The organism is Meiothermus sp., assembly GCF_026004075.1.
Lineage (GTDB): Bacteria > Deinococcota > Deinococci > Deinococcales > Thermaceae > Meiothermus.
On the sequence record NZ_BPIK01000001.1, the window covers coordinates 487,501 to 508,620 of the forward strand.

Consider the following 21,120-nt stretch of genomic DNA (forward strand, 5'->3'; position numbering starts at 1 on the left):
AGGTAATCACGTCCTTCATCGGCTTAGGTGCCAGGGCATCCACCGTGTGCCCGTTCTATCTTGACCTTTATTCCCTCCTCAGAGTCGCCCCTGAAGATAAGGTCTATTCCAACCCACCCCATAACACCTCTACCGCTATCGCAAATAGAAGCCTGGGATGGACTTCCTTCCTTCCTCTACAGCCCCTTTTTCATGATCCTCGCGCCTGACTTCGTATCGCGGCGCAACGAAGAGAGTACCGAATACCCTAAAATCTGTCAACACCTCTGAGTAAAAAAGTGCAGGGATGTACAACTCCCCGCAACGGGAAAAGCCTACCTAACCGCTTAAAGCGGCTTTGAGTTGGGGCATTTGCTTTAGCACCAGGTAGCGAATTACACCCGTTCCACCGGTACCACGCAGTATGAGCGCCAGCGATGACTTATCGCCAATGCGGTTGATGATAAGGGTTTTCCCAAGATACTCGAGGTTCAGGCTTTGGACTGAGGAGAGATGGTATTTTTCGCCCATAACATTGCTGATGGATAAAAGCGTGTGTACATAAGTCGCCAGCAGCTCAGGCTCGTCTAGGGTTTGCCCTAGCCAGGTTATTAACTGGCCTGTACTATCAATCACAAAAACACTTTCGATCTCGGGCTTGTCCAAAAATGGCTTGAGCTCGTCCAACAAATTTGGGGCGGGCGGGGTCTTTAAGGGCTTAGGAACACTTTGTGGAGAGGGTTCCTGATTGGCAAGACTGGGAACAGGTGGAGGTGGGGCGAAAGGCTCGGCTGGTGTGGGGGATGGTGTGGTGACAGGATTCGATATTGACACCGCCTCATCAACGGCCAAGAACGACTGCTTGACAGCGTTAAGCGCTCGCTCAACTTTGGGGAAGAGATCGTCGGGTGTAAAGGGTTTAGAGACCACATCGAAGGCTCCGGCTTGTTGGGCCTGGGTTATTACACCTTCGTTGATGATGCCGGAAATTAGAATCACCGGTATGCTTTTAGTGGAAGCCCGCATTTTGATCATCTGACATAGTTCAAAGCCGCTCATACCGGGCATCACTACGTCGGCGATGATCAGGTTGGGGGCGCTGTGGTTGATCGCCTCGAGGCCTTTTTCGGCAGATTCGCTGGTCGTGACAATCAGTCCACGGGACGCCAACAGCTTCTCGAGCACCTTTCGTACGCTGGTGCTGTCATCAACAACTAGGACTTTGGCTCCTTGCATAAGCACCCTAATGGTAGGGCCATCACAGGCTTTACCCAGTGATGTGTGACCATTACGGGTACAACATATTTTGCCGCTCAAACTGACTTTTGCCGCCAGCATTGACGGCAAAAAGCTAGTCCTGTGCCTTTTTTGAATTTCGTAGAGACTACCAGATTCTTTTCGAGAACCACTCTAGATCTAATTGATTCGCTGCTGGCGGTGATCCATTTCAACGGCAAGGGAGAGCAGCAGTTGATCGGTGCTTTTGCGTATGGTAACGGGTTCCAAAAAGAAGTCGGCTTCGGTTAGGGGCTCGAAGCGAAAGTGACCGGTAGGATGATTTTCGACCTGGAGCAGTAGGTGCAGTACGGCATCCTCGCCACTTTTTCCTGCGTACTCGGCGTGGATGAGCTGTCCTTTGCTAAACAGCCAACTGGCACTATCACCCTGAAGCTCGACCCGAAGCCGTCCGGTTTTGGCGGACTTGGCCAGCCACTGGGCTAGCTCGAACAGGCTCATATCGCCTAACTGCCCTTGTATGCCTTGATGCGCTACGGGATTGGTGGGCTCACTGATATAAGTTTTGCGGGTGAGCTCGAGGATCAGTTTATATGCACTCCGAACCACCTCCGCAGCCGGGGTATCTGGGGGCAAGACCAGGTCGAGGTCGCCAACCTGGGTCGGGGTGGTATCGCTGAGTAGAACAAAAGGAACTAAAGCAAGCTGGGGGTCGGAACGCACCATATCGAAGAATTCCGCCCCTGTTAGGTCGCTTAGTGAGGCCGTGCTAACGATCACATCGGGGCGGTGGCGCTCCAACAGGGTCATGGCGTAAAGAGCACTATCCTCGACCTGGGCATCAAACCCCGACAGCGTAAAGCTGTCTTTGAGCGCGATGCCACGCTTGGGTTGACCGGTCAGGATCAGGGCTTTCATCGAAAAAACTCCTTTTTCAAGGGAGTCTCACAGCAAGCAAGTGGATTTGGGAGGAACCTGAAACGCATATAGCTAGATCTCTCGCAAGAACTGTTCCAATTCTACCTCGTCGGCAGGCTTGGTCAGGTAGGCATTTGCACCAAGTTCGATGGCGAGGTCGCGGTGCTTGGCCGAAGCCCTTGTGGTCAATACGGCAATGGGCAGATGGGCGAGGCCGGGGCGGCGGCGCACCTCCTCTAACAGCTCGAAGCCGGACATGCGGGGCATCTCGAGGTCGGTCACCACAGCCTGGAATGGCTGTTGCTCCAGTAGCTCGAGGGCCTCTTGGCCGTCCGACGCGGTAACCACCTGGTGGCCAGCTTTACGTAGCATCTGGGCTACTATTTTGCGAACCGAAAGTGAGTCATCGACCAGCAACACAGGCAGGTGTCGGCTGGCTGGGGTTTCAATGCGAGCCTGGATGGGCAAAGGGGCGCTCAGGCTTAGCAGACCGCTTGGACTCAACACCAGAACTACCTGGCCGGTAGCTGAAACAGTTGCGCCAATCAGATGGGGCAGCTCGGAAAGAGGCGCGGCGAGGGGCTTAACCAGGGCTTGTTGCAACCCAATAAAGCGCTCGACAGCCAGAGCTACCAAGGTGCCGCCACGCCCCTCCACTACGGCCAGCGTATACTCCTCTTGCTCGGCAGGGGGTAGGCCCAGTAGTTCGCTGAGATGCTTGATGGGGAGGGCGCTTCCCTCGTGGATCACCTCCTGCTGGCCAGAGGGCGCGGTGAGCAGGGTTACCAGACTCTCACGCGGTAAGGCAAAGGTTTGCCCACCGCTTTGAAGCAGCAGGATGTCTGAGACTGCCAGGTTCTGCGGAACCTTTAGGCGGAAAGTGGTACCCAGACCGCTGCGGGTTTCGACGGCCAGATCGCCACGCAGGCGGCGGATGATGGTGGCTACGGCGTCCAGCCCCACCCCCCGCCCGGCCACATCCGATACTGCCGAGGCGGTGGAAAGGCCGGGGAGGAAGATAAGCTCCACCGCTTCTTCTGGGCGCAGAGCCTCTACCTGGGCCTGCGTACGCAAGCCCTTTTCCACAGCTTTTTGTTTGATGGCCTCGAGGTCGATGCCGCGGCCATCGTCGCTGATTTCCAGTATCAGGTTACTGCGCTGTTGCTGGGCGCGAATGGTCAGGATGCCCTTAGGCGTTTTGCCAGCAGCCAGGCGCTCGGCGGGGCTTTCTATGCCGTGAATTACGGCGTTGCTAACCAGGTGGAGCAGCGCCTCCGAAAGACCATCGAGCAGTACGGAGTCAACCTCGACCTGTTCGCCCTGCAACTGTATATGCACCTGCTTCTCGCCAGCTATCTGTTGTACTTGACGTGTAATTCGGGTGTAGAAACGCCCTATGGGCACCAGGCGAGCCCGGCCTACTTCTCCGCGCAAGTCTTGCGTAAGCTTGCCAAACAGCTCGGTTTCTTGCCGAAAGGCCTTGATCTGGTCACTGAGGGCATTTTGCACCTCGGCCAGGTCGCTGGTCATCTCCTGGATGGAGCGGGCCAGGATGTTAAGGTCGTCGTAGCGATCGAACTCGAGCTCGGAAAAAAGCTCCTGTACGGTTTTGCCCAGGGTGCTCTGGGCCTGGGGCGTTTGAGCTTCTTTGGCAAGGGCGAGACGTGGATTAAGGTAGCGAGCTTCAAAGTCTGCAGTGGTGCGCTCGAGCCGTTGGCGGGCTGCCTCCAACAGTTGATCCATCTCCTCGAAGCGCCGGGCCAGCAGTTCCAAGCGCGAATGCGCTACGAGGGTTTCACCAGCCAGGTTGAGCAGGGTATCCAGACGCTCGAGGCTCACCCGTACCGATGTGCTCTGGCCGGGCCGAGCTGGCGTTGCTGGAGTGGGTGGGGCAGATGGTGTGGGGCTAGCAGGGGTAGGCGCTGGAGCTTCTTTATCTAGCAGGTGGGCCAGGCGGCCCTGTAACTCAAAGAGCCGGTGATGAAGGGTCTGGGTGGCCAGGGGGTCTTTGCCTTCGGCTACCATCAGCATCTGGCCCAGCACCTGCGACCCCTCCAGAATGAGCTGTGCAATTGGATCACTCCAGGTTTGCTGCCCCTCGCGTACCGCCACCATGAGGTCTTCGAGCTGGTGGGCCAAGGCTCCAATGGGCTTGCAGCCCACCGAGTAGGCGGCTCCCTTGACCGTGTGCATAGCCCGGAACAAAGCCCGCAGGTGCTCTCCGCTCTCGTCCCCTTTTTGCAAGCTGACCAGGGTGTTGGCGACAAGCTCGAGGTTCTCGAGGGTCTCTGGCGCAAAAAACTCCCAGAACTCGGCGTTTTGCCGATAGAAGTTTTGCAACTCTTCCACCACTCCTACCTGGGATGGGGGAGGCTCGAGGGCTGCTGCTTCGGGGGGCTCGAGGCTATCCACTGCAAAGGCCTCGGGGTTGAGGGTCGTAAGCTCCTGGATAAGGTTCGCTGCCCCCAGGTGGCCTAGCTCGAGGCCCACACGACCTTCCTGGCCGTGGATGGCTATGTTTTCCAGCGCAGTAATCAGTACGGCCGTGAGCTGATCGATAAACTCGACAACCTTGACCTGCTGTTGCTCGGTGTAGCGGGGGGCGGCCTCCAGGATTCGCTCGGCGAGAGCGCCAAGGTTGGCAATCTGGGGGAAGCCATACAACCCCGCCGAGCCTTTGAGGCGATGGGCTATGACTACCAGGGGCTCGTGGCGTTTTATGGCCAGGAACTCGGCCGCCTGCTCGAAGACGGCCACGGTTCCCCAGGCCTCCTCGAGAAAGCTTTGCAACAGATCGGGCGCGGCTGCAGTAGACATGACCACTCCTAGTCAGGTAGGCGGAAGCGACCCAGGTTTTTAGAAAGCTCCTGAGCCAACACCCGCATCGCCTCGGCGGACTGCCGTCCTTCCTGGCTTTCGACCCCGGTTTGCTGGGCCGTCTGAGTAATTTTTTGCACTGCCTGGTCGACCCGTTCCACCACCGATACCTGGTTTTGGGCCAGGCTCGAGATTTCCTGCGCCAGGCTAGCGGACTGCTCAGCCAGTTTTGCGATTTCCTCGAGGCGGCTGCCAGCGCTGTTGGCGGTGCTATAGCCGGTTTCCACCTCGCGTACCCCTTCCCGCACCAGCTCAACCACCCGACTAATATCACTCTGCACCTGCTGTACCAGGTTATTAACTCGGCTGGTCTCACGGGCCGATTCCTCGGCCAGCTTACGGATTTCATCAGCCACGATGGCGAAGCGGCGACCTGCTGCGCCCGCCCCTGCGGCCTCGAAGGAGGCGTTGAGGGCCAGCAGGTTGGTTTGTGAGGCGAAGTCCTCGAGCACCTTGGTGATGTTTTCGATCTCGGCAGAACGCTGGGCCAGCGCCGTAATGTTCTCGGCGATAGCCTGCATCTCCCTACGGATGTCGCTCATGCCTGAGAGGGTCTGGGTTACGGCCTGGCGGCCTAGCTGGGCCGACTCGAGCGTGCGGCGGGCGGCCTCAGCGGTGATGCTTGCGCTCTGGGCCATCTGACGAATATTTTGAGCCACGACCTGGGTCTGATTTTGTACCCGGACTACTTCCTGGGCTTGCGAAAGGGCCCCGGCAGCGATAGAGGCCGTGATCTGATCCATCTGCATCGCGTTCTGGTTGACCGACTCTGCTGCCTGCTGCACTGCTTTGAGCAGATGCGCAATCTCCTCAATGGTTAGGTTTACGGCGTCTACCACGTTGCCGAGCACGTCGTTGGTGACCTGGCCTCGCTTGGTAAGATCACCCTGGGCAATCTCGGTGGCGACTTCCATGAAACGCCGTACGTTTTCCTGGAGCTGTAAGCTCCGCTGGCGCTCAGCCTCCTGCTGCTCCAGGAGGGAGCGCAGGGTTAGGATGGACTGGTTCAGGGTTTTACTAACCAGCCCCAACTCGTCGTTGGAGCGAAGGTGGGCCAGGGTGGAAAGATTGCCCTGCCCAAGGTTTTGGGCCACTGCTGTAAGCTCTCGCACTGGAGCAAGAATCGAGTTCAAAACTCCAACAATTAGCCATGCAGATAGCAGTAGTGTTGCAGCTACGATAAACAAGCTAAGCACCTGCTGGTTGACCAGCTGTCCCAGGCGCCCATCGAGCAGGTCGTCAAGCTGGTTCAAAGCTGCCGCTTGTACGGCGAAGTAGGCTTCAATGGGGCGGCTTAGCTGGTCGAGGTACAGGGCGGGCTCGAGGCCAAAACGCTTACTCAATATCTCCCGGCGGGCTAGCTCAACCGCCGATTCGGTGATGGCTTTGGCCGAGTTGACTTGCTCGCCCAGGCCTTCGCCCAGCGCCGGGTTGGTAGCCAGGGCGTTTTGCACCGAGCGCTCGAGGGCTGCCGTTACCGATGCCACCTCACCGAAGCCGGTATCCCGATTGGCCAGCGAGGCCAGAAGCCCGCTCAGTCGCCTTTCTTGCTCTGGGGTTAGCTGCTTGGACTGCAAGGCGATAACCCCAATGGCCTGTACCTGACTCAGAGTCTCCATGACCGATTGCAGCCGATAGACCACCGAGTCCACCAGCCAGTAACTTTGCGCGGTTGGATCAAGGATCAGGTTGGAGCTGATGGCAATTCGCTCGTAAAGCCTTAAAAACTGCCCGATGAGCCGGGTGTGCTCCTGGAAGCTTCGAGTAGGGGAGTGCGGTACAGCCAGTAGCGTATCCCAACTGGTCTTGAGCGCCTCGAGTCTTTCCCCGATGCCAAAGGAGTCTCCCTCGGCTTGGTTCATCTTGACGAGCAACTGTAGGCCACGGTTTATCTCCTCGGCTTTCTGGGTGCGTGGAACAACAAGTTCTTGATTTCCGGACAGGGTGGCCACACTCAGGCTTCGATGCTCGGCCATGGCCTTGATCAGACTGCCGGTGCTTTGCAGAAAGATGACCCCCTGCTTTTCAGTTCGTACGAAGTTAATATCGTTGCGCTGCTCGGAAACCAGTGCGAAAAGCAAATAAAAGATGGGCAGCAGCAAGGGAACGACCAGCAGTGCCAGCTTATAAGGGACACGGAGTTTGCCAAAGAAGCCGGTATAGGGGGCCTCGAGGGTTTCGGCATCCACCCGCACCTTGCGGCTTTGGGCACCCAGGAGCCCTACTTGCTTGACTTCTACCTCGCGAAGGTCGCGTTGCAATGCCATAGTGAATTCCTTTAGGCGGGCAGCCGGAAGCGGGTCAGGCTTCGGCTGAGCTGTTGGGCTAGGACTTGCAGCTCTTCCGCGATCTGGCGGCCTTTGCGGCTTTCCTGGTCGGTTTGTAGGGCGGTGTCGTAGATATCCTGCACCACACTGGTTACTTCTTCCACTCGAGCCACCTGTTCCTGAGCAGCCTGAGCGACGAAACGAGCAGCCTCGGCGGATTGCTGAGCCAGAGCGGCAATTTGCTCGAGCTTGCTTCCGGCCTCGGTGGCAATACGATAGCCTTGCTCCACCTCGCGGGTACCGCCTTCTACCGAGATCACCACACCCTGAATTTCAGTTTGAATACCCTTGACCAGCAGGTTAACGCGCTGGGCAGCCCGGGCCGAGTCCTCGGCCAGCTTACGCACCTGATCGGCCACAACTGCGAAACGAGCCCCGGCCTCACCTGCACCCGCGGCCTCGATGGCGGCGTTAAGAGCCAGCAGGTTGGTTTGCTTGGCAATGCGCGAGATGGTGTCTACCACTTCGGAAATTTCAAGCGAGCGATCGGAGAGCCCCTTGATGCTCTTGGAGATGCTTTGCACTTCGCGTCGAATGTTCTGCATGCCGCTGAGAGTGTTTTGTACGGCGTCCTGACCCTCCAGGGCAGCTTCTTTAGCCTGCATGACCAGCTCGGAGCCCTGCACGATTTGCTCGGCCATGCTGCGGATGGAGTCGGTGGTATCGAGCGCCTCAATGCGGGCCCGGGCCGAAAGCTCGGCCTGTGACTCGGCTTTTTCTTGCACGGCTGCAGAGCTTTGGGCCATTTGCGCGGCGCCCTGGTTAACCATCTCAGCGGCGGATTGTACCTGCTTGAGCAGATAAGCGATTTCTTCGATGGTTAGGTTTACCGCGTCTACCACGTTGCCCAGCACGTCCTCGGTTACGCGCCCGCGCTTGGTCAGGTCGCCCTGGGCGATATCCATGGCTACGTTCAAGAAAGCCCCGATGTTTTCTTGCAATAGCTGGCTTTGGCGAAGCTGCTCGGCGTCGGCCTCGGCCTTGGCCTTGAGCTGCACTACGGTGTCGTTGAAAGTACGGGCCAGCGAGCCCAGCTCGTCAGAGGATTGTATGGGCACCTGTACCCCCAGATCGCCCTTACGCAGGCGCAGAGAGGCGTTAAACAACTGCCCTACCGGGCCTGTAATTGAGCGAACTACGGCCCCCACAATTCCCAGCGCCAGCGTTAGGGCCAGCGCGATCATTATAAATAGCACAGCCTGCCCGCGCTGGACTTGCTGCCATTCCTGCAGGGCATTATTTCTCAATACCTGTAAGGCGTTTTGCTTGTGCTCTGTGAGGCTGCTGTCGATCTGGTTGAAGGTGCTGCCATACTCTCTTGGACGAAGCGTAGGGCGAGCAGTAGCTAGAATGGAGTTAGTAACGAAACTACTAATGAAGTCTATTTCTGTGATGACTTGCTCAGTCTGCTGGGTTATTGCTTCCAAGCCGCGAACCTGCCCCAAGTTGCTCTGGGTCAGGGCCAGCAGGGTGTCCTCGGTTTGCTTAGATACTCGCTCGAGCAAGTTAATAATTTGCTCCCGCTCGTAAATCAAAGCTGAACCTCGAGCCAGTACCTCCATGCCCAAGAAGCGCAACTCAGCCAGGTTTTCATGCAGCTCGGGTAGATGCCGTAGGGTGATTTCAGTGAGAAGAAATGTTTCTTTGCTGGTATTCAACAACATTCCTGAAGACAGGCTCAGCTTTTCGAGGGTTTGTTGGAGTTGCCCAATTGCCTGGTGGTGCATCTCAAACAGGGCGTTGTTGCCGGCAGCTAGGTTTTGGTTTTTTATCCTGGCCCAGCTTTGACTAAAATTGGAAATCGACTCGGCGATGCCAAAGCGATCCTGCGTGCCCTCGTTAAGCTGCACGAGCCGTGCTAGGGCACCATCTACATCGGTAGCTTCTTTGACCAGGTCAACCTTGCTACCTAGGAGCCGGTTATCCAAGCTGTAGCGGCGGTGCTCCCCTACTTGCTGGATGACGTTGGTAAGCGCTTGGGCCAGCTGGTATCCCAGTAGCTGGTTGTAAACGAGCTCGTTTTGGCGTTTCTCGAGGAAATATAAGATTGAAATAGGTACGGCGCTTACAGCCGAGAAAGCTAAGACAATCAAAAGGAGTTTCTGCCAAATTTTTAGCGACCCCAGCAACCCGCCCGAGGGTAACAGCTGGGTGGGTGCAACCGGCGTGAAACGGCGGGCCGGGCGAGTGATTGTTTTTGGGCTGCCACGAGTCATGCTTCCGCCTCCAGGGCATGCTCTGCAGAGGTCTCAAGCAGCGACGTAAGAAACATTGGGAGCCCCACCACCGCCACCGCCAGCAACAGGAAAATATTCAATGAAAGCAGGCCACCGCTTGCGACCATGCTGTGAATTTGACTGTCACCGGCGTTGGTAAAGCGGACAGCCAGCATGGCGGTATAGTGCATGAAGGGAATGGCCAAGCCGGTGATGGATGCGGTAACCAGCTGACGAAGCGGAATCCGATTGAAGGTCGGACTAACCAGCATCCAGACACCAAAGGTGCCTAGCATGACGGCCACCAGAACTGAGACCGCTACCAAAGGGAGGTTGAAGATGAGCTTTGCCTCCATGCGCATAGCAAACATGCCCACGTAGTGCATGGTTCCAATCCCTGCGCCAAGAAAAAAACCTGCGCCCAGTATTTGTGCCATGCCGACATTGGGCCGACTGACCATTTGAAAGGCTGCTGCGGCCCCTACGATCGCAAAAAGTACCGAGATGAGGGTAAGGAGTGGATCGTAAGCAACCACCAAATTGAGTTGGAGGGCAGTCATGGCCGTGAAATGCATGGCCCATACCCCCAGCCCAAAGGTGATGGCGCCCAGCCACAACCAGATTTTGCTGACCCCGACCTGTCTCAGGCGGTTGATGATGGCCAATGCGGCGTAGGCTGCGAAGATGGCGATAAGAAACGAGACGCCGACCAGCAGGGGATCGTGGTTCATGTCAAGGTGGGTTTGTTCCATGGAGACTCCTTTAGAAAGTATTGGGTTTTAGGCTAGAGGGGCAGCTTGGACGGGCCCTGCTGTAGAGAGGGGGATAGACATTTGAGCGGCGAGGTACTCAAGCAGGCGCTTTGGGTTCAGAACGCGGATATTTTGGCTGCCGTCCTCCAAGGCAGCACTAAACAAGGATTCTTGGCCGGGGGTTATCAAGGCCCCGTTCAGATTGGTGCGAAGCCCGGCTACTTCGCTAACCAGGAAGGCAAGGGGTTGACCCTCCACTTCCACCAAGGCGGCAAGTCCAGAATCTGCCGGCAGAACCTGCAATACCTGACTCAGGTCGAACACCGGCACGATCTGTCCGTGGTTGCTCAGCAGCCCCAAAAGGAGCGGAGACGCCAAGGGAACGGGGGTGAGCTGCGTGACTTCCAGCACTTCTTTCAAGGCCCTTGGTTCTATGCCTAAAAAGATGTTACCAAGACGTAAAACCCAGATTTTGTCGATATGAATAGCGTTCATGAGCCGTGCTCTTATGGCTGCGGATAGCCCGACAAGCCGCACTCCGCTAGAGGATTTCCTGAACGGCTTTGCGCAAGGCTTCGGGGGTATAGGGCTTGGTTAGGTAGCCGTTGGCGCCCTGGCGCTTACCCCATTCGATATCGGTGGGCGCGCTCTTGGAACTAATGATCAGCACCGGGATGTGCTTGGTTGAATCGCTGCGCCGTAAGGAGCGAAGCACCTCGTAGCCATTGCGGCCCGGCATGACCACATCGAGCAAAACCGCATCGGGCTTTTCGGCTTCGATGTGCTGCTCTACATTCTCACTACCCTGATACAACACAACTTGATGGTATGGAGCCAGCGACTGTTCGATGAGCTTTAGATCTGCCATGGAGTCATCTACTGCGATTAGCTTTGCCATATTGACCTCCGGGCTTGCGGGCAGAGCTAGGGATGACTGCACACGAGGTATACCTACCCGCAACATGAGCTAAAGTTACGCGAGGCGTTACGCCGAACCTGTGACGAATGCACAAGGCCGAGATATCCAAGCGTTACGTCCAAATTTTGGGGCATGCATTTAACAAATTGACGCCCGCTGATGATCGGTGCAGGGGACGCACAGCCCCCAGCTTGAAGTAGGCTGGGCAAGGCGCCTAGAGTTGAGGGTAGATGGTTACCGCTGCCAAACCTGGCCGGTACCCAGATTTTGAGGGGGAGACTTATGTTCAAAAATATCTTGCTGGCGTTTGATGGTTCGGCCCATGCCCAAAAAGCCGCCCAGATTGCTGCCGACCTGGCCCGGCAGTACCGCGCTTGGCTGTGCTTGGTGCACACCTACGATCCTGTGCCGGACTATTTGGGGGAGCCTTTTCTACAAGAGGTTATTTCCAGACGAACCGAGGCTGCCGATCGGGTGGTAGCCCAGGCCCTGGCCCTGCTGGGTGAGCTGCCCCAGCTCGAGACCGAGATACTGGAGGGGCCCCCAGCCGAGGCTATTTTGCGAGTGGCAGAGGTTCGCAAGGTAGACCTGATTGTGATGGGTACCAGGGGTTTAGGCCAATTGCAGGGCTTGCTGCTGGGTAGCCAAAGCCAGAAAGTACTGACCCACGCTGCGTGCCCAGTGCTGCTGGTGCGATGAGTGTACGCCCTTGCCTAAAGCCGGGGCTGGGATGGTAAGGCTAATCCAGGCGACTGCGTAGCTCGAGGGCTGCTCGCTTCAAGCCTTCAAGCATCTGCATATCGGCTAGAGTGGCTTTACGGGTGTTTTCCAGGCGCGTGCAAGGAGTGCGGTACAGGCTATTGAAACGTTCGCGGGTGCGGTGTAGCTCTGTTTCCAGGGTTTCGCTCAAAGCCCGCTCGAGGGTGCTCCTAAGTTCGGCCAGCCGCTCACGCAGGCGGGTTTTGGCCACCTCTTTGCGGCGGGGCAGGATGGAGGTAGCCAGAATTGCCCCGAACAGCGTGGCAAAAATGCCCAGAATATCGAAAGCAATTTTTTGGGCCACCAGCAGGATAGTGAGACCCAGGCCCATCACTCCTACTTCAGCTAGTGCGGTGCCGCGCAGGCTCTCCTGAATAAAGTCGCGCAACTGAATGGCCTCGGCCTCGGCATCGAACGAACGCAGCGCCTCTTCTAAATTGCCTGCGATGGTGCGTTCTTCCGAGCCAACCTGCTCGGCTTGGCGCAGGCCAGGGGCCTCGCGCAGCAACGAGAGGGCATCTTCCAGCAGTTCGCGGTCGCGTCTGGCTAGCCAGTTCATGGCCTCGAGCACCCGGCGCTCGATCTCCTGGTTGGCCCCTCTGACCACCTCGTCTATAAAACTCTGCTTGAGCTTACTGGATTGCATGAGTTCGAGGAACTTGGAGAACCGCACCTTCTCATCCAGCCAGCGCTCACCTCGAGCGCGTACCTCGTCGATGGCCTGCAGCGCCAGCGCAATTTGTCCAGTAAAGTCGCGGCGTGTACGCTCTTCGTGCCGCTCGAGTAGATGATCTAGCTCGCGGCAGGTGGCGAGCTGCTTCTCGGATTCTTTGAATTTGGCTTCCAGTACAGGTATGGCCTCTTCGGTAAGCCGGGCCAGCACACCCAGCGGTGAGCCCAGCTTGAGGATAGCGGCCTGGTGGGTGAGCACCTGCCGGATATGGGCCTCGAGCTCGGGTACGTGGCTTGTGGCTATTTCGCCTTGCCGTGCTCGGCGGGCCGAGACCGCAAAAATGGGGGGAACCTGCCCCAGGGTTTGGTCAGCGCCTTTTTTGACAAACTCGAGTACCTGTTGCAACTCGGGCTCGGTGAGCAGATCCATTTTGTTGATGACGATGACCACCTTTTTGCCCCAGGCCCGAATAAAACTTAGAAAGTTGGCCTCGGATTGCGTGAAGGGCCGGTCGGCGCTGGTGACAAACAAAATTAAGTCGGCGCGTGGAAGAAATTTTTCGGTTAAAACTTGATGGTGCTGCAAAATGGCGTTGGTGCCGGGCGTGTCTACCAACCGTACGTCCTTGAGCATGGGGTGGGGTAGCTGGATTAGCACCAGTTCGGGCGAATGCGGTTCTAGCTTGGGCTCAGGGCCATAGCCTATCAGATTGATGCGGTCGGTAGTGGGCGTGACGCCCTCTTTCAAAAAATCGCCGCCTAATAGGGCATTGAGCAACGAAGACTTTCCGCTGTTAAACTCGCCAACCACCACGAGCAGAAAAGGGCCATCGAGATCCAATAAAGCCTGCTTGAGCGGTTTGGTTTCAAGGCCCACTCGAGCCAACGCATCCAGCCCTTGGGTAAGCAGCGCACGCACATCCTGGGCTAGGGCCTGGGTCTTGGAATCCAGCATGTAGGGTATTGTATCGCAGGGACATGCAGGCGCTATGCAACAGAACTGCTGCATTCGATATTCCCGCAAGTTACTTTGCCAAGACAAATTGCCTGTACTGGGGCAGCTATAGTAACTCCAAGCTGTTTATGCCTTCGCGTGGGGTTGCGACCAGCGATATTGATTAAGATAATCGAGCAAAAGTTGCGCGTACTCAATAAACGCGATGAGAAAGGGAAAAAGCTAAAAATCCGCTCCGCGTTGGATGGGTTTGAAATTCACCAACGGATTGTATTTTGTGTATAAAAAGCACACAACATATTGTATAGTGAGGCTCAGTGGAGAAACAATCTAACAGCGCCACTCGTTCCCAGCGGACACCAGGCCTCTTTGGCGTTGTGTGGCTGGGCGAATCATCCGCTGGATAGCGCATGATTTGGAGAGTAGGGCTTAGACCTCTCCACACTGAACTAAAGGAGGTATACACATGCCTGAACAAACCAAAAAATCTGAAACAACCAAAAAGCCTGCTACTAAAAAGGCCGCTGCCAAGCCTGCAGAGAAGAAGACCGCGACCAAAACTGCTGCGAAAGCCCCTGCTAAAGCTGAGGCTAAAACGGCTACTAAAGCCACTACCAAGCCTGCGGCGAAGAAGACCACGGCTAAAGCGGCTGCAAAACCCGCTGCTAAAGCCACGGCCAAGCCTGCTGCAAAGGCTGCTACTAAAACCACCGCTAAGAAGACCTCGGCCAAAACCGAAGCGAAGTCTACGACAAAGAGTGCCGCGAAGCCCGCGGCTAAAAAGGCGGCTGCGCCCAAGAAATCGGCTACTAAGCAATAAAGGGCTTTCTCTGCCAACCGGCCCTGTTACAGGGCTGGTTTTTTTGCGCCATGCCAGGCTTGCAGCGACCTAACCGATAGACTCGAGCTACGTGCGCGAAGAATGGCTTCGAGGCTCCACCGGGCCCCCTCGAGCGTGGTGATGAAGGGCTTGCCGGTCTCCACCGCGCGGCGCAGCTCGGGGTGGGGGGTGAGGGCAATCAGCAGGTCGTAATCCCCTTCGGAGACCTCAAAACCGGCGGCCTCCCAGTCGGGCTTAAGCTCTTCGGCCCCGATGAAACGCACCCTGCCGGAAAGCGGCAGCCGCTGGCCCACCCCCAGCTCGGCCCGGTAGTAGGCCAGGTAGGGGTCGGTGTCGATGCCCATGCTCTCGCCGGTGGAGCGCATCTCGGGCCCCAGCACCGGGATCACCCCGGGGAACTTGAGCCAGGGAATCAAGACCTCTTTGACCGAGTAGAAGCCAGGGGTGGGGTCTTCGGTGAAGCCCAGCTCGTCCAGGGTTTGGCCCACCGCAATCAGGGCCGCGTACTTGGCCAGCGGGTGGCCGATGGCCTTGGAGACAAACGGCACCGTGCGCGAAGCGCGGGGGTTGGCCTCCAGGATGTAGACCACGCCATCCTTGAGGGCGTACTGCACGTTGATTAGGCCCCTGACCCCCACCGCCAGGGCCAGTTTGCGGGTGTAGGCTTTGACGGTCTCGAGCTGCTCGGGCGTGAGGGAGATGGGCGGCAGGATGGTGGCCGAGTCGCCGGAGTGCACCCCGGCCCGCTCGATGTGCTCCATGATGCCCGCTACCACCACCCGCTTGCCATCGCAAAGCGCGTCTACGTCGAGCTCGAGGGCGTTTTCCAGGTACTGATCCAGGAGAATCGAGGGCCGCTCGGCCAGCGCCGCGTAGATGCCACTCAGATACCAGCGCAGTTCTTCGGGGTTGCGCACCACCTGCATGGCCCGCCCCCCCAGCACGTAGCTGGGCCGGGCCATCAGGGGATAGCCCAGGGTCTCGGCCAGCTTGAGGGCCTCCTCGGGGTTGCGGGCTACCGCGCCCTTGGGCTGGGGGATGCCCAGCGCGGCGCAGAGCTGATTGAACTCGGCCCGGTCCTCGGCTTTGTGGATGGCTTCCCAACTCGTCCCCAGCAGCGGAACACCGGCCTCGGCCAGCTTTCTAGCCAGCTTTAGGGGGGTCTGGCCGCCCAGGGTGGCAATGGCCCCGATGGGCTGCTCGTGAGCGGCCAGGTTGAGCACATCCTCGAGGGTAAGGGGCTCGAAATAGAGGCGGTCGGCGGTGTCGTAGTCGGTGGAGACGGTCTCGGGGTTGGAGTTGACCATGATGGTCTCGTAGCCCCGTGCCCCGGCTTCGCCGGGCCGCTCAGGCGGTATCACTGCTTCGCGCAGGGCCCAGACCGCGTGCACGGTGGCATAGTCGAACTCCACCCCCTGTCCGATGCGGATGGGGCCGCTGCCCAGAATGACCACTTTGGGCTTGGAAGTCTGGCGCACCTCGTCTTCCAGCTCGTAGGTGCTGTAGTGGTAGGGGGTGTAGGCCTCGAACTCGGCGGCGCAGGTGTCCACAGTTTTGTAAACCGGCTTGCAGCCCGCTGCCAGGCGCTGTTTGCGGGCCGCGGCCTCGGAAACCCCCAGCAGCTCGCCCACTCGAGCATCCGAGAGGCCCAGGCCCTTGACGTAGCGCCAGTCCTCGAGGTCTTCCAGGCGGTGCGGCTCGGTCTCGAGGTCGTGTTCGGCCTCCGCCACCTCCTTGAGCTGGGTCAGGAACCAGGGCTCAATTCTGGTCTTTTCGTACAGACGATCCACGGGCTCACCCCGCCGCAGCAATTCCAGGACTGCATAAATTCGCGTGGGGTTGGGGTAGAGCCGGGCCTCCAGCTCCTCGGTGGTAAGCCCCGAGAACTCCGAGCGCACGTCGGCCTCGAGGCTCCTGAGGGCCTTGCCAAAGGATTCCTTGAAGGTGCGGCCAATGGCCATCACCTCGCCCACGCTTTTCATCTGGGTGCCGAGCCGGTCGGAGAAGCCGCCGGGGTTGGTGTTGGGCAGGGTGCTGAACTTCTCGAAGGCGAAGCGGGGAATCTTGGTGACCACGTAATCGATGGTGGGCTCAAAGCTGGCCGGGGTCTTCTGGGTGATGTCGTTGGGGATCTCGTCCAGGGTGTAGCCTACCGCCAGCAGCGCGGCAATTTTGGCGATGGGGAAGCCGGTGGCCTTGGAGGCCAGGGCGCTGGAGCGGGAAACCCGGGGGTTCATCTCGATCACGATCATCCGCCCGCTCTTGGGGTCAACGGCGAACTGGATATTGGAGCCCCCGGTCTCCACCCCAATCTCGCGGATGATGGCGATGGCCGCGTCGCGCATGCGCTGGTACTCCACATCCGAGAGGGTCTGGGCCGGGGCTACGGTGATGGAGTCGCCGGTATGCACGCCCATGGGATCCACGTTCTCGATGGAGGTAATGATCACCACAGTATCGTTTTTGTCGCGCATGACCTCGAGCTCGTACTCCTTCCAGCCCACGATGCTCTCCTCCACCAGGGCAGAGTGGGTGGGGGAGAGCGAAAGCCCGCGGGTCAGGATTTCCACGAACTCGGCTTCGTTTTCCGCGATGCCCCCGCCGGTGCCCCCCAGGGTGAAGCTGGGCCGCACCACCACCGGATAGCCGGTCACCTCGCGGGCAAAGGCCAGCCCCTCTTCCAGGCTGTGTACCATCTTGCCCCTGGGCACGTCCACGCCAATCTTGAGCATGGCTTTTTGGAATTCCTCGCGGTCTTCGCCCTTCTTGATGGCGGCAGCATTGGCCCCAATTAGCTCGACACCGTACTTTTCCAGAATGCCCTGTTCGTAAAGGGCCATCGAGAGGTTGAGCGCGGTCTGGCCGCCCAGGGTGGGCAGGAGGGCGTCCGGGCGTTCGGCAGCGATAATTTTTTCTAAAAACTCCACCGTGAGGGGCTCGAGGTAGGTGCCCTCCGCAAGCTCAGGGTCGGTCATGATGGTGGCCGGGTTGGAATTTACCAGCACCACCTGGTAGCCCACACTGCGCAGGGCCTTGACAGCCTGGGTTCCCGAGTAATCGAATTCTGCCGCCTGGCCGATGGTGATGGGGCCGGAGCCGATAATCATAATCTTTTTCAGGTCGGTGCGAGCAGGCATACCAAGGGGAGAGCATAGCACTTATTGGGGCCTGTGGCTACCCAGTTTTTGCATAGTATTGCGTTGTTTGGGTATAAACACGCAATCTTCTGACATGGGGGATGGATTACTTTAGGACTCTTCAGGCGTGCTACGCTCGAAGTGTGTAGTTTGCAGTGGGACGACCGCTTCAAGAACCAAAGGAGTCGAATATGCCAAAGGCTGCACAGTCTATGATCTCGAGCAAACTCGCCCAGAAACTCGGAGAGCAGATTGGCCACGAACTCGGTGCGCACCAGCAGTACCTGGCCATCGGCACCTACTTTGCCCAGCAAAACCTGGACAGGTGGGCCGCGCTCTTTTACCAGCAGGCTGCGGAGGAAAAAGAGCATGCTATGAAGATTGTGCGCTTTCTGACCGATGTGGGCCAGACCGTGCACTTCCCGGCCATCCCGGCGGCTTCCACCGGTTTCAAAAGCCCGGCGGATGCGGTTGCCCAGGCCCTCAAGTGGGAACGCACCGTGACCGAGCAGTTCCAGACCATGGCCAAAATTGCCCTGGCCGAAGGTGATTATGTAGGCTTCCAGTTCTTGCAGTGGTTCTTAGAAGAGCAGGTCGAGGAAGTAAGCAGCATGGAGAAGTACCTGGCCCTGGTTGAAAGCGGCATTAACCTCTTCCAGGCCGAGGCCTTGCTGGAGACAGAAGCCTAGATTGGCAGTTGGCCCCCAAATCATTTCTCTGTACGCACGGTGCGAACTGCGTTGGGTAAATCACCGGTTCGCTCGGCGTCCAGGGGCTTTTATCCACATTTGAGGTACTGGCAGATATACTTGATATCAAACCTATGCGGATGCTCAAACCGGAGTTGCTGAAGAACTTTCTACAGGACAACCCTGTGATCGTGGACGTGCGCCCGCCCGAACAATACAACCGCGCCGACCTCGAGGGCGCCTTGCATATCCCTCTGCACGACATCCAGCAGGGCAACCACAGCCTGCCCAAAGACCGTCCCCTGCTGCTGGTTTGCGAGCGGGGGGTGACTAGTGAGCTAGCCGGGCTTTACCTGGAAGCGGCGGGTTATGAGCAGGTCTACAACCTCGAGGGCGGCCTGCAAAAGCTGCGCAAGGTGACCGAAGGGCTGTAGCCCGGTTTACCCGGTGCGCCTGGGTAGCTCATCCAGCCGCAGGCCGTGCCAGGTTTCCAGGTGGGTGCGGTGGGTTGGCAGGTAGGCCCCCGGCTCGAAGAAGCGGTCGTAGTACTCGAGGTCGAGGTGGTGGGTTTGCAAAAACATCAGGCTGTAGATGGTGGGAACGGTGGCGGGGAACTTCCCAAAGGTATCAAAGAGGTACTGGGCCTGGGTAGCCACCACCTCTACCAGCCATTCTTCGTGCGGGAAGGCCTGGGCGCGCACCGCAGGGGTGTCTTTCCAGGGGCCGGGGGTTTCGGGGTTGAAGGGGCCGCCTGGCTGGTATTTGCGGGCCACCAGGGCCTCCACCGCCTGGCGCATACTGGGGTAGTGTGGGGGGCAGTGGCCCTCAAAAACGCCCTCGAGGCCGGTGGGGTTGGGCCGCGACCAGCCGGGCTTGAAATCGTAGCGGAAGCCCAGCCCCGGCACCTCGGGGTCGCCCGAAGCCCCCAGGGTGCGCACCCGGTCGAGGCCATTCAGCATCCAGCCGCCCAGGCCCATGGCCTGCTGCATCAGGTGGCCGGCAAACACCGCGGTGCTGATCTCCGCCGAGACCTCGGCCAGGGTGGCCTGGTCGAAGGCGGTGAGGGGGTAGGGCTTGTCCACCGCCACGTAATCCTTGAACTTTTCCAGGCCGGGGATGCTCCGGTTGTGCACGTCGTCGTAGAGCACGAAGCCGTTTTGGGCGATAAACAAAAGTTTGAGAAGCTGGTGCTGGGCCACGTCGGCCACCGGCCAGACCAGGAGGGAGCCGGGCTTGTTGGCGTTCCAGGCGTTGTGTCCGGCCATATAGGGCTCCCGTGGGGGTATGTAGAGCCGCTGGTCGGACAGACGCTGAATGTACTGCCGGTGGGCCAGCAGCAATTCCCACACATCCACCTGCCCATGTTCGTTGCGCGGTACGGGTGGCGCGGCGTCGCGGGTTTTGAAGATATACGTACCGCTGTCGTCGGTGAAGAACACCTGGCTGGTGTGAAAGCCCGCCGCGCTGGGGAAGGTGCGCCCGGCGGCCATGCCCGAGTAGCTGGGCAGGTATGGGGCCACGTTTTTGTGGTGGCTAATCAGGTTGTGCCAGCCAGTCAGGCCGCCCACCGTGGTCAGGATGAGCAGGCGCTCGAGCTCGGAAAGCGGGTAGGGCTCGTAGCGTGAGCGGTAGGCCAGCGGCCCCTCGGGCAGCTCGCCCCCCAGGGCAAAACGGCGGCTGCGGCGGCCAAACAGGGCCTCGGTGAGCGGAAACTTTAGCAGCGCCTCGAGGGCCTGGCGCTCGTGAAGGTGAAAGATCGGCTCAGACTCGGCGTGTGGCATTTTCTATAGTCTAGCCCCGATTTCACTGATGGTATGTAATCGGTAAAAACAAAACATCCCCATGCTGGATTCCGGCAGGGGATGTGCTGATGGGCTTCAGGCTACTTTTCCGGGCCTTTTTCGATGGGCACCCCCACCGCATTGCCCCACTCGGTCCAGCTCCCGTCGTAGTTCTTGACGTTGGGGAAGCCCAGCAGGTGCTTGAGCACGAACCAGCTATGGCTGCTGCGCTCGGCGATACGGCAGTAGGCGATCACCTCCTTGTCGGGGGTGATGCCCTTGCTTTCGTAAATGGCCCGCAGCTCTTCGGCGCTCTTGAAGGTGCCGTCGGGGTTCACGGTGGTGGCCCAGGGGATGCTCTTGGCGCCGGGGATGTGGCCGCCGCGCAGCACCCCTTCCTGGGGGTACTCGGGCATGTGGGTCTTCTCGCCGGTGAACTCGGCGGGGCTGCGCACGTCTACCAGGGCGCCCTTGCCAGCCTTCACCTTTTCCAGGTGGGCCAGCACCTCGTTGCGGAAGGCCCGCAGGTTGGGGTCGCGCTGGCCGGGGGTATACGTGCCTTTGGGGTAGGTGGGCACCTCGGTGGTCAGGGGTTTGTTTTCCTGAATCCACTTAATGCGCCCTCCGTTCATCAGCTTGAGCTTCCGGTGGCCGTTGTAGCTAAAAAACCAGAAGGCATAGGCCGCCCACCAGTTGTTCTTATCCCCGTACAGCACGATGGTGGTGTCGTTGGAGATGCCCAGCCGCTCGAACAGGGCGGCCAGTTCGTGGGGTTGAATGAACTCGCGGATGGTGTCGTCCCAGAGGTCGGCCTGCCAGTCTATTTTTTGGCTGCCAGGAATATGCCCGGTGTCGTAAAGCAGGATGTCCTCGTTGACCTCGAGGATGCGCACCTCGGGGTTGTTCAGGTTTTCCAGCACCCAGTCGGTTGAAACCAGTACGTCGGGGTTGGCGTAGCTCATCTTATCCTCCTTTGCACTGCATCAGTTAACCCAAAACAGCTTAGGGCAAAGATGTCTAAGGTTACGCTGACATAGATTACAAAAAATGTAATCTATGAAT

General features: G+C 58.5%; 16 protein-coding genes and 1 rRNA gene (1 of these 17 only partly in view). 4 read left to right on the forward strand and 13 right to left on the reverse strand.

The window, feature by feature from the left end:
* The 9 genes from Q0X18_RS02320 to Q0X18_RS02360 all read right to left on the reverse strand — a co-directional run.
* Nucleotides 1-66 (reverse strand): 23S ribosomal RNA (locus Q0X18_RS02320); it reaches 2,851 nt to the left of the window's first position.
* Between the two features lie 252 nt (nucleotides 67-318).
* On the reverse strand, nucleotides 319-1,215 hold the full coding sequence (locus tag Q0X18_RS02325; RefSeq protein WP_297558023.1) for a response regulator: 897 nt from the start codon (nucleotides 1,213-1,215) through the stop codon (nucleotides 319-321).
* A 180-nt stretch (nucleotides 1,216-1,395) separates the two neighbouring features.
* Nucleotides 1,396-2,133: a DUF4388 domain-containing protein gene (locus Q0X18_RS02330; RefSeq protein ID WP_297558026.1), complete on the reverse strand. Its 738-nt coding sequence runs from the start codon at nucleotides 2,131-2,133 to the stop codon at nucleotides 1,396-1,398.
* A gap of 72 nt (nucleotides 2,134-2,205) precedes the next feature.
* A complete protein-coding gene (locus tag Q0X18_RS02335; RefSeq protein WP_297558028.1) occupies nucleotides 2,206-4,950 on the reverse strand; it encodes a response regulator in 2,745 nt (914 codons plus the stop codon).
* A gap of 8 nt (nucleotides 4,951-4,958) precedes the next feature.
* A complete protein-coding gene (locus Q0X18_RS02340; protein ID WP_297558031.1) occupies nucleotides 4,959-7,277 on the reverse strand; it encodes a methyl-accepting chemotaxis protein in 2,319 nt (772 codons plus the stop codon).
* An 11-nt stretch (nucleotides 7,278-7,288) separates the two neighbouring features.
* Nucleotides 7,289-9,265 carry a methyl-accepting chemotaxis protein gene (locus Q0X18_RS02345; RefSeq protein WP_297558033.1) on the reverse strand — a complete coding sequence of 659 codons (1,977 nt, stop codon included), beginning with the start codon at nucleotides 9,263-9,265 and terminating at the stop codon, nucleotides 7,289-7,291.
* A 284-nt stretch (nucleotides 9,266-9,549) separates the two neighbouring features.
* Nucleotides 9,550-10,305 carry an MHYT domain-containing protein gene (locus Q0X18_RS02350; protein WP_297558036.1) on the reverse strand — a complete coding sequence of 252 codons (756 nt, stop codon included), beginning with the start codon at nucleotides 10,303-10,305 and terminating at the stop codon, nucleotides 9,550-9,552.
* 27 nt (nucleotides 10,306-10,332) lie between these two features.
* Nucleotides 10,333-10,800 carry a chemotaxis protein CheW gene (locus tag Q0X18_RS02355; protein ID WP_297558038.1) on the reverse strand — a complete coding sequence of 156 codons (468 nt, stop codon included), beginning with the start codon at nucleotides 10,798-10,800 and terminating at the stop codon, nucleotides 10,333-10,335.
* A 46-nt stretch (nucleotides 10,801-10,846) separates the two neighbouring features.
* Complete coding sequence (locus tag Q0X18_RS02360; RefSeq protein WP_297558041.1) at nucleotides 10,847-11,203, reverse strand: response regulator; 357 nt, start codon at nucleotides 11,201-11,203, stop codon at nucleotides 10,847-10,849.
* 303 nt (nucleotides 11,204-11,506) lie between these two features.
* Between Q0X18_RS02360 and Q0X18_RS02365 the strand changes: the two genes are divergently transcribed.
* Nucleotides 11,507-11,923, forward strand: a complete 417-nt coding sequence (locus Q0X18_RS02365) for a universal stress protein (protein WP_297558043.1) — start codon at nucleotides 11,507-11,509, stop codon at nucleotides 11,921-11,923.
* A gap of 40 nt (nucleotides 11,924-11,963) precedes the next feature.
* Here Q0X18_RS02365 and Q0X18_RS02370 read toward each other — a convergent pair whose 3' ends face one another.
* A complete protein-coding gene (locus tag Q0X18_RS02370; protein ID WP_297558044.1) occupies nucleotides 11,964-13,610 on the reverse strand; it encodes a dynamin family protein in 1,647 nt (548 codons plus the stop codon).
* Nucleotides 13,611-14,076: 466 nt separating this feature from the next.
* Here Q0X18_RS02370 and Q0X18_RS02375 point away from each other — a divergent pair, with 466 nt between their 5' ends.
* Nucleotides 14,077-14,430, forward strand: coding sequence for a hypothetical protein (locus Q0X18_RS02375; RefSeq protein WP_297558047.1), 354 nt, complete (start codon nucleotides 14,077-14,079; stop codon nucleotides 14,428-14,430).
* Between the two features lie 26 nt (nucleotides 14,431-14,456).
* Here the strand turns inward: Q0X18_RS02375 and carB are convergent, their stop codons facing one another.
* Nucleotides 14,457-17,588, reverse strand: a complete 3,132-nt coding sequence (carB, locus tag Q0X18_RS02380; RefSeq protein ID WP_297558049.1) for a carbamoyl-phosphate synthase large subunit — start codon at nucleotides 17,586-17,588, stop codon at nucleotides 14,457-14,459.
* 191 nt (nucleotides 17,589-17,779) lie between these two features.
* On the opposite strand from carB, the gene Q0X18_RS02385 reads away from it, so the two are divergent.
* Entirely contained in the window at nucleotides 17,780-18,277 is a 498-nt protein-coding gene (locus tag Q0X18_RS02385; protein ID WP_297558051.1) for a ferritin, read from the forward strand.
* A 134-nt stretch (nucleotides 18,278-18,411) separates the two neighbouring features.
* Entirely contained in the window at nucleotides 18,412-18,711 is a 300-nt protein-coding gene (locus tag Q0X18_RS02390) for a rhodanese-like domain-containing protein (protein ID WP_297558055.1), read from the forward strand.
* 6 nt (nucleotides 18,712-18,717) lie between these two features.
* On the opposite strand, the gene Q0X18_RS02395 is transcribed toward Q0X18_RS02390, so the two are convergent.
* The gene (locus tag Q0X18_RS02395; protein ID WP_297558056.1) at nucleotides 18,718-20,058 is read right to left on the reverse strand and encodes a hypothetical protein; all 1,341 of its coding nucleotides are present in this window, start codon (nucleotides 20,056-20,058) and stop codon (nucleotides 18,718-18,720) included.
* A gap of 101 nt (nucleotides 20,059-20,159) precedes the next feature.
* A complete protein-coding gene (locus Q0X18_RS02400) occupies nucleotides 20,160-21,020 on the reverse strand; it encodes a sulfurtransferase (protein WP_297558058.1) in 861 nt (286 codons plus the stop codon).
* Nucleotides 21,021-21,120: the final 100 nt, after the last annotated feature.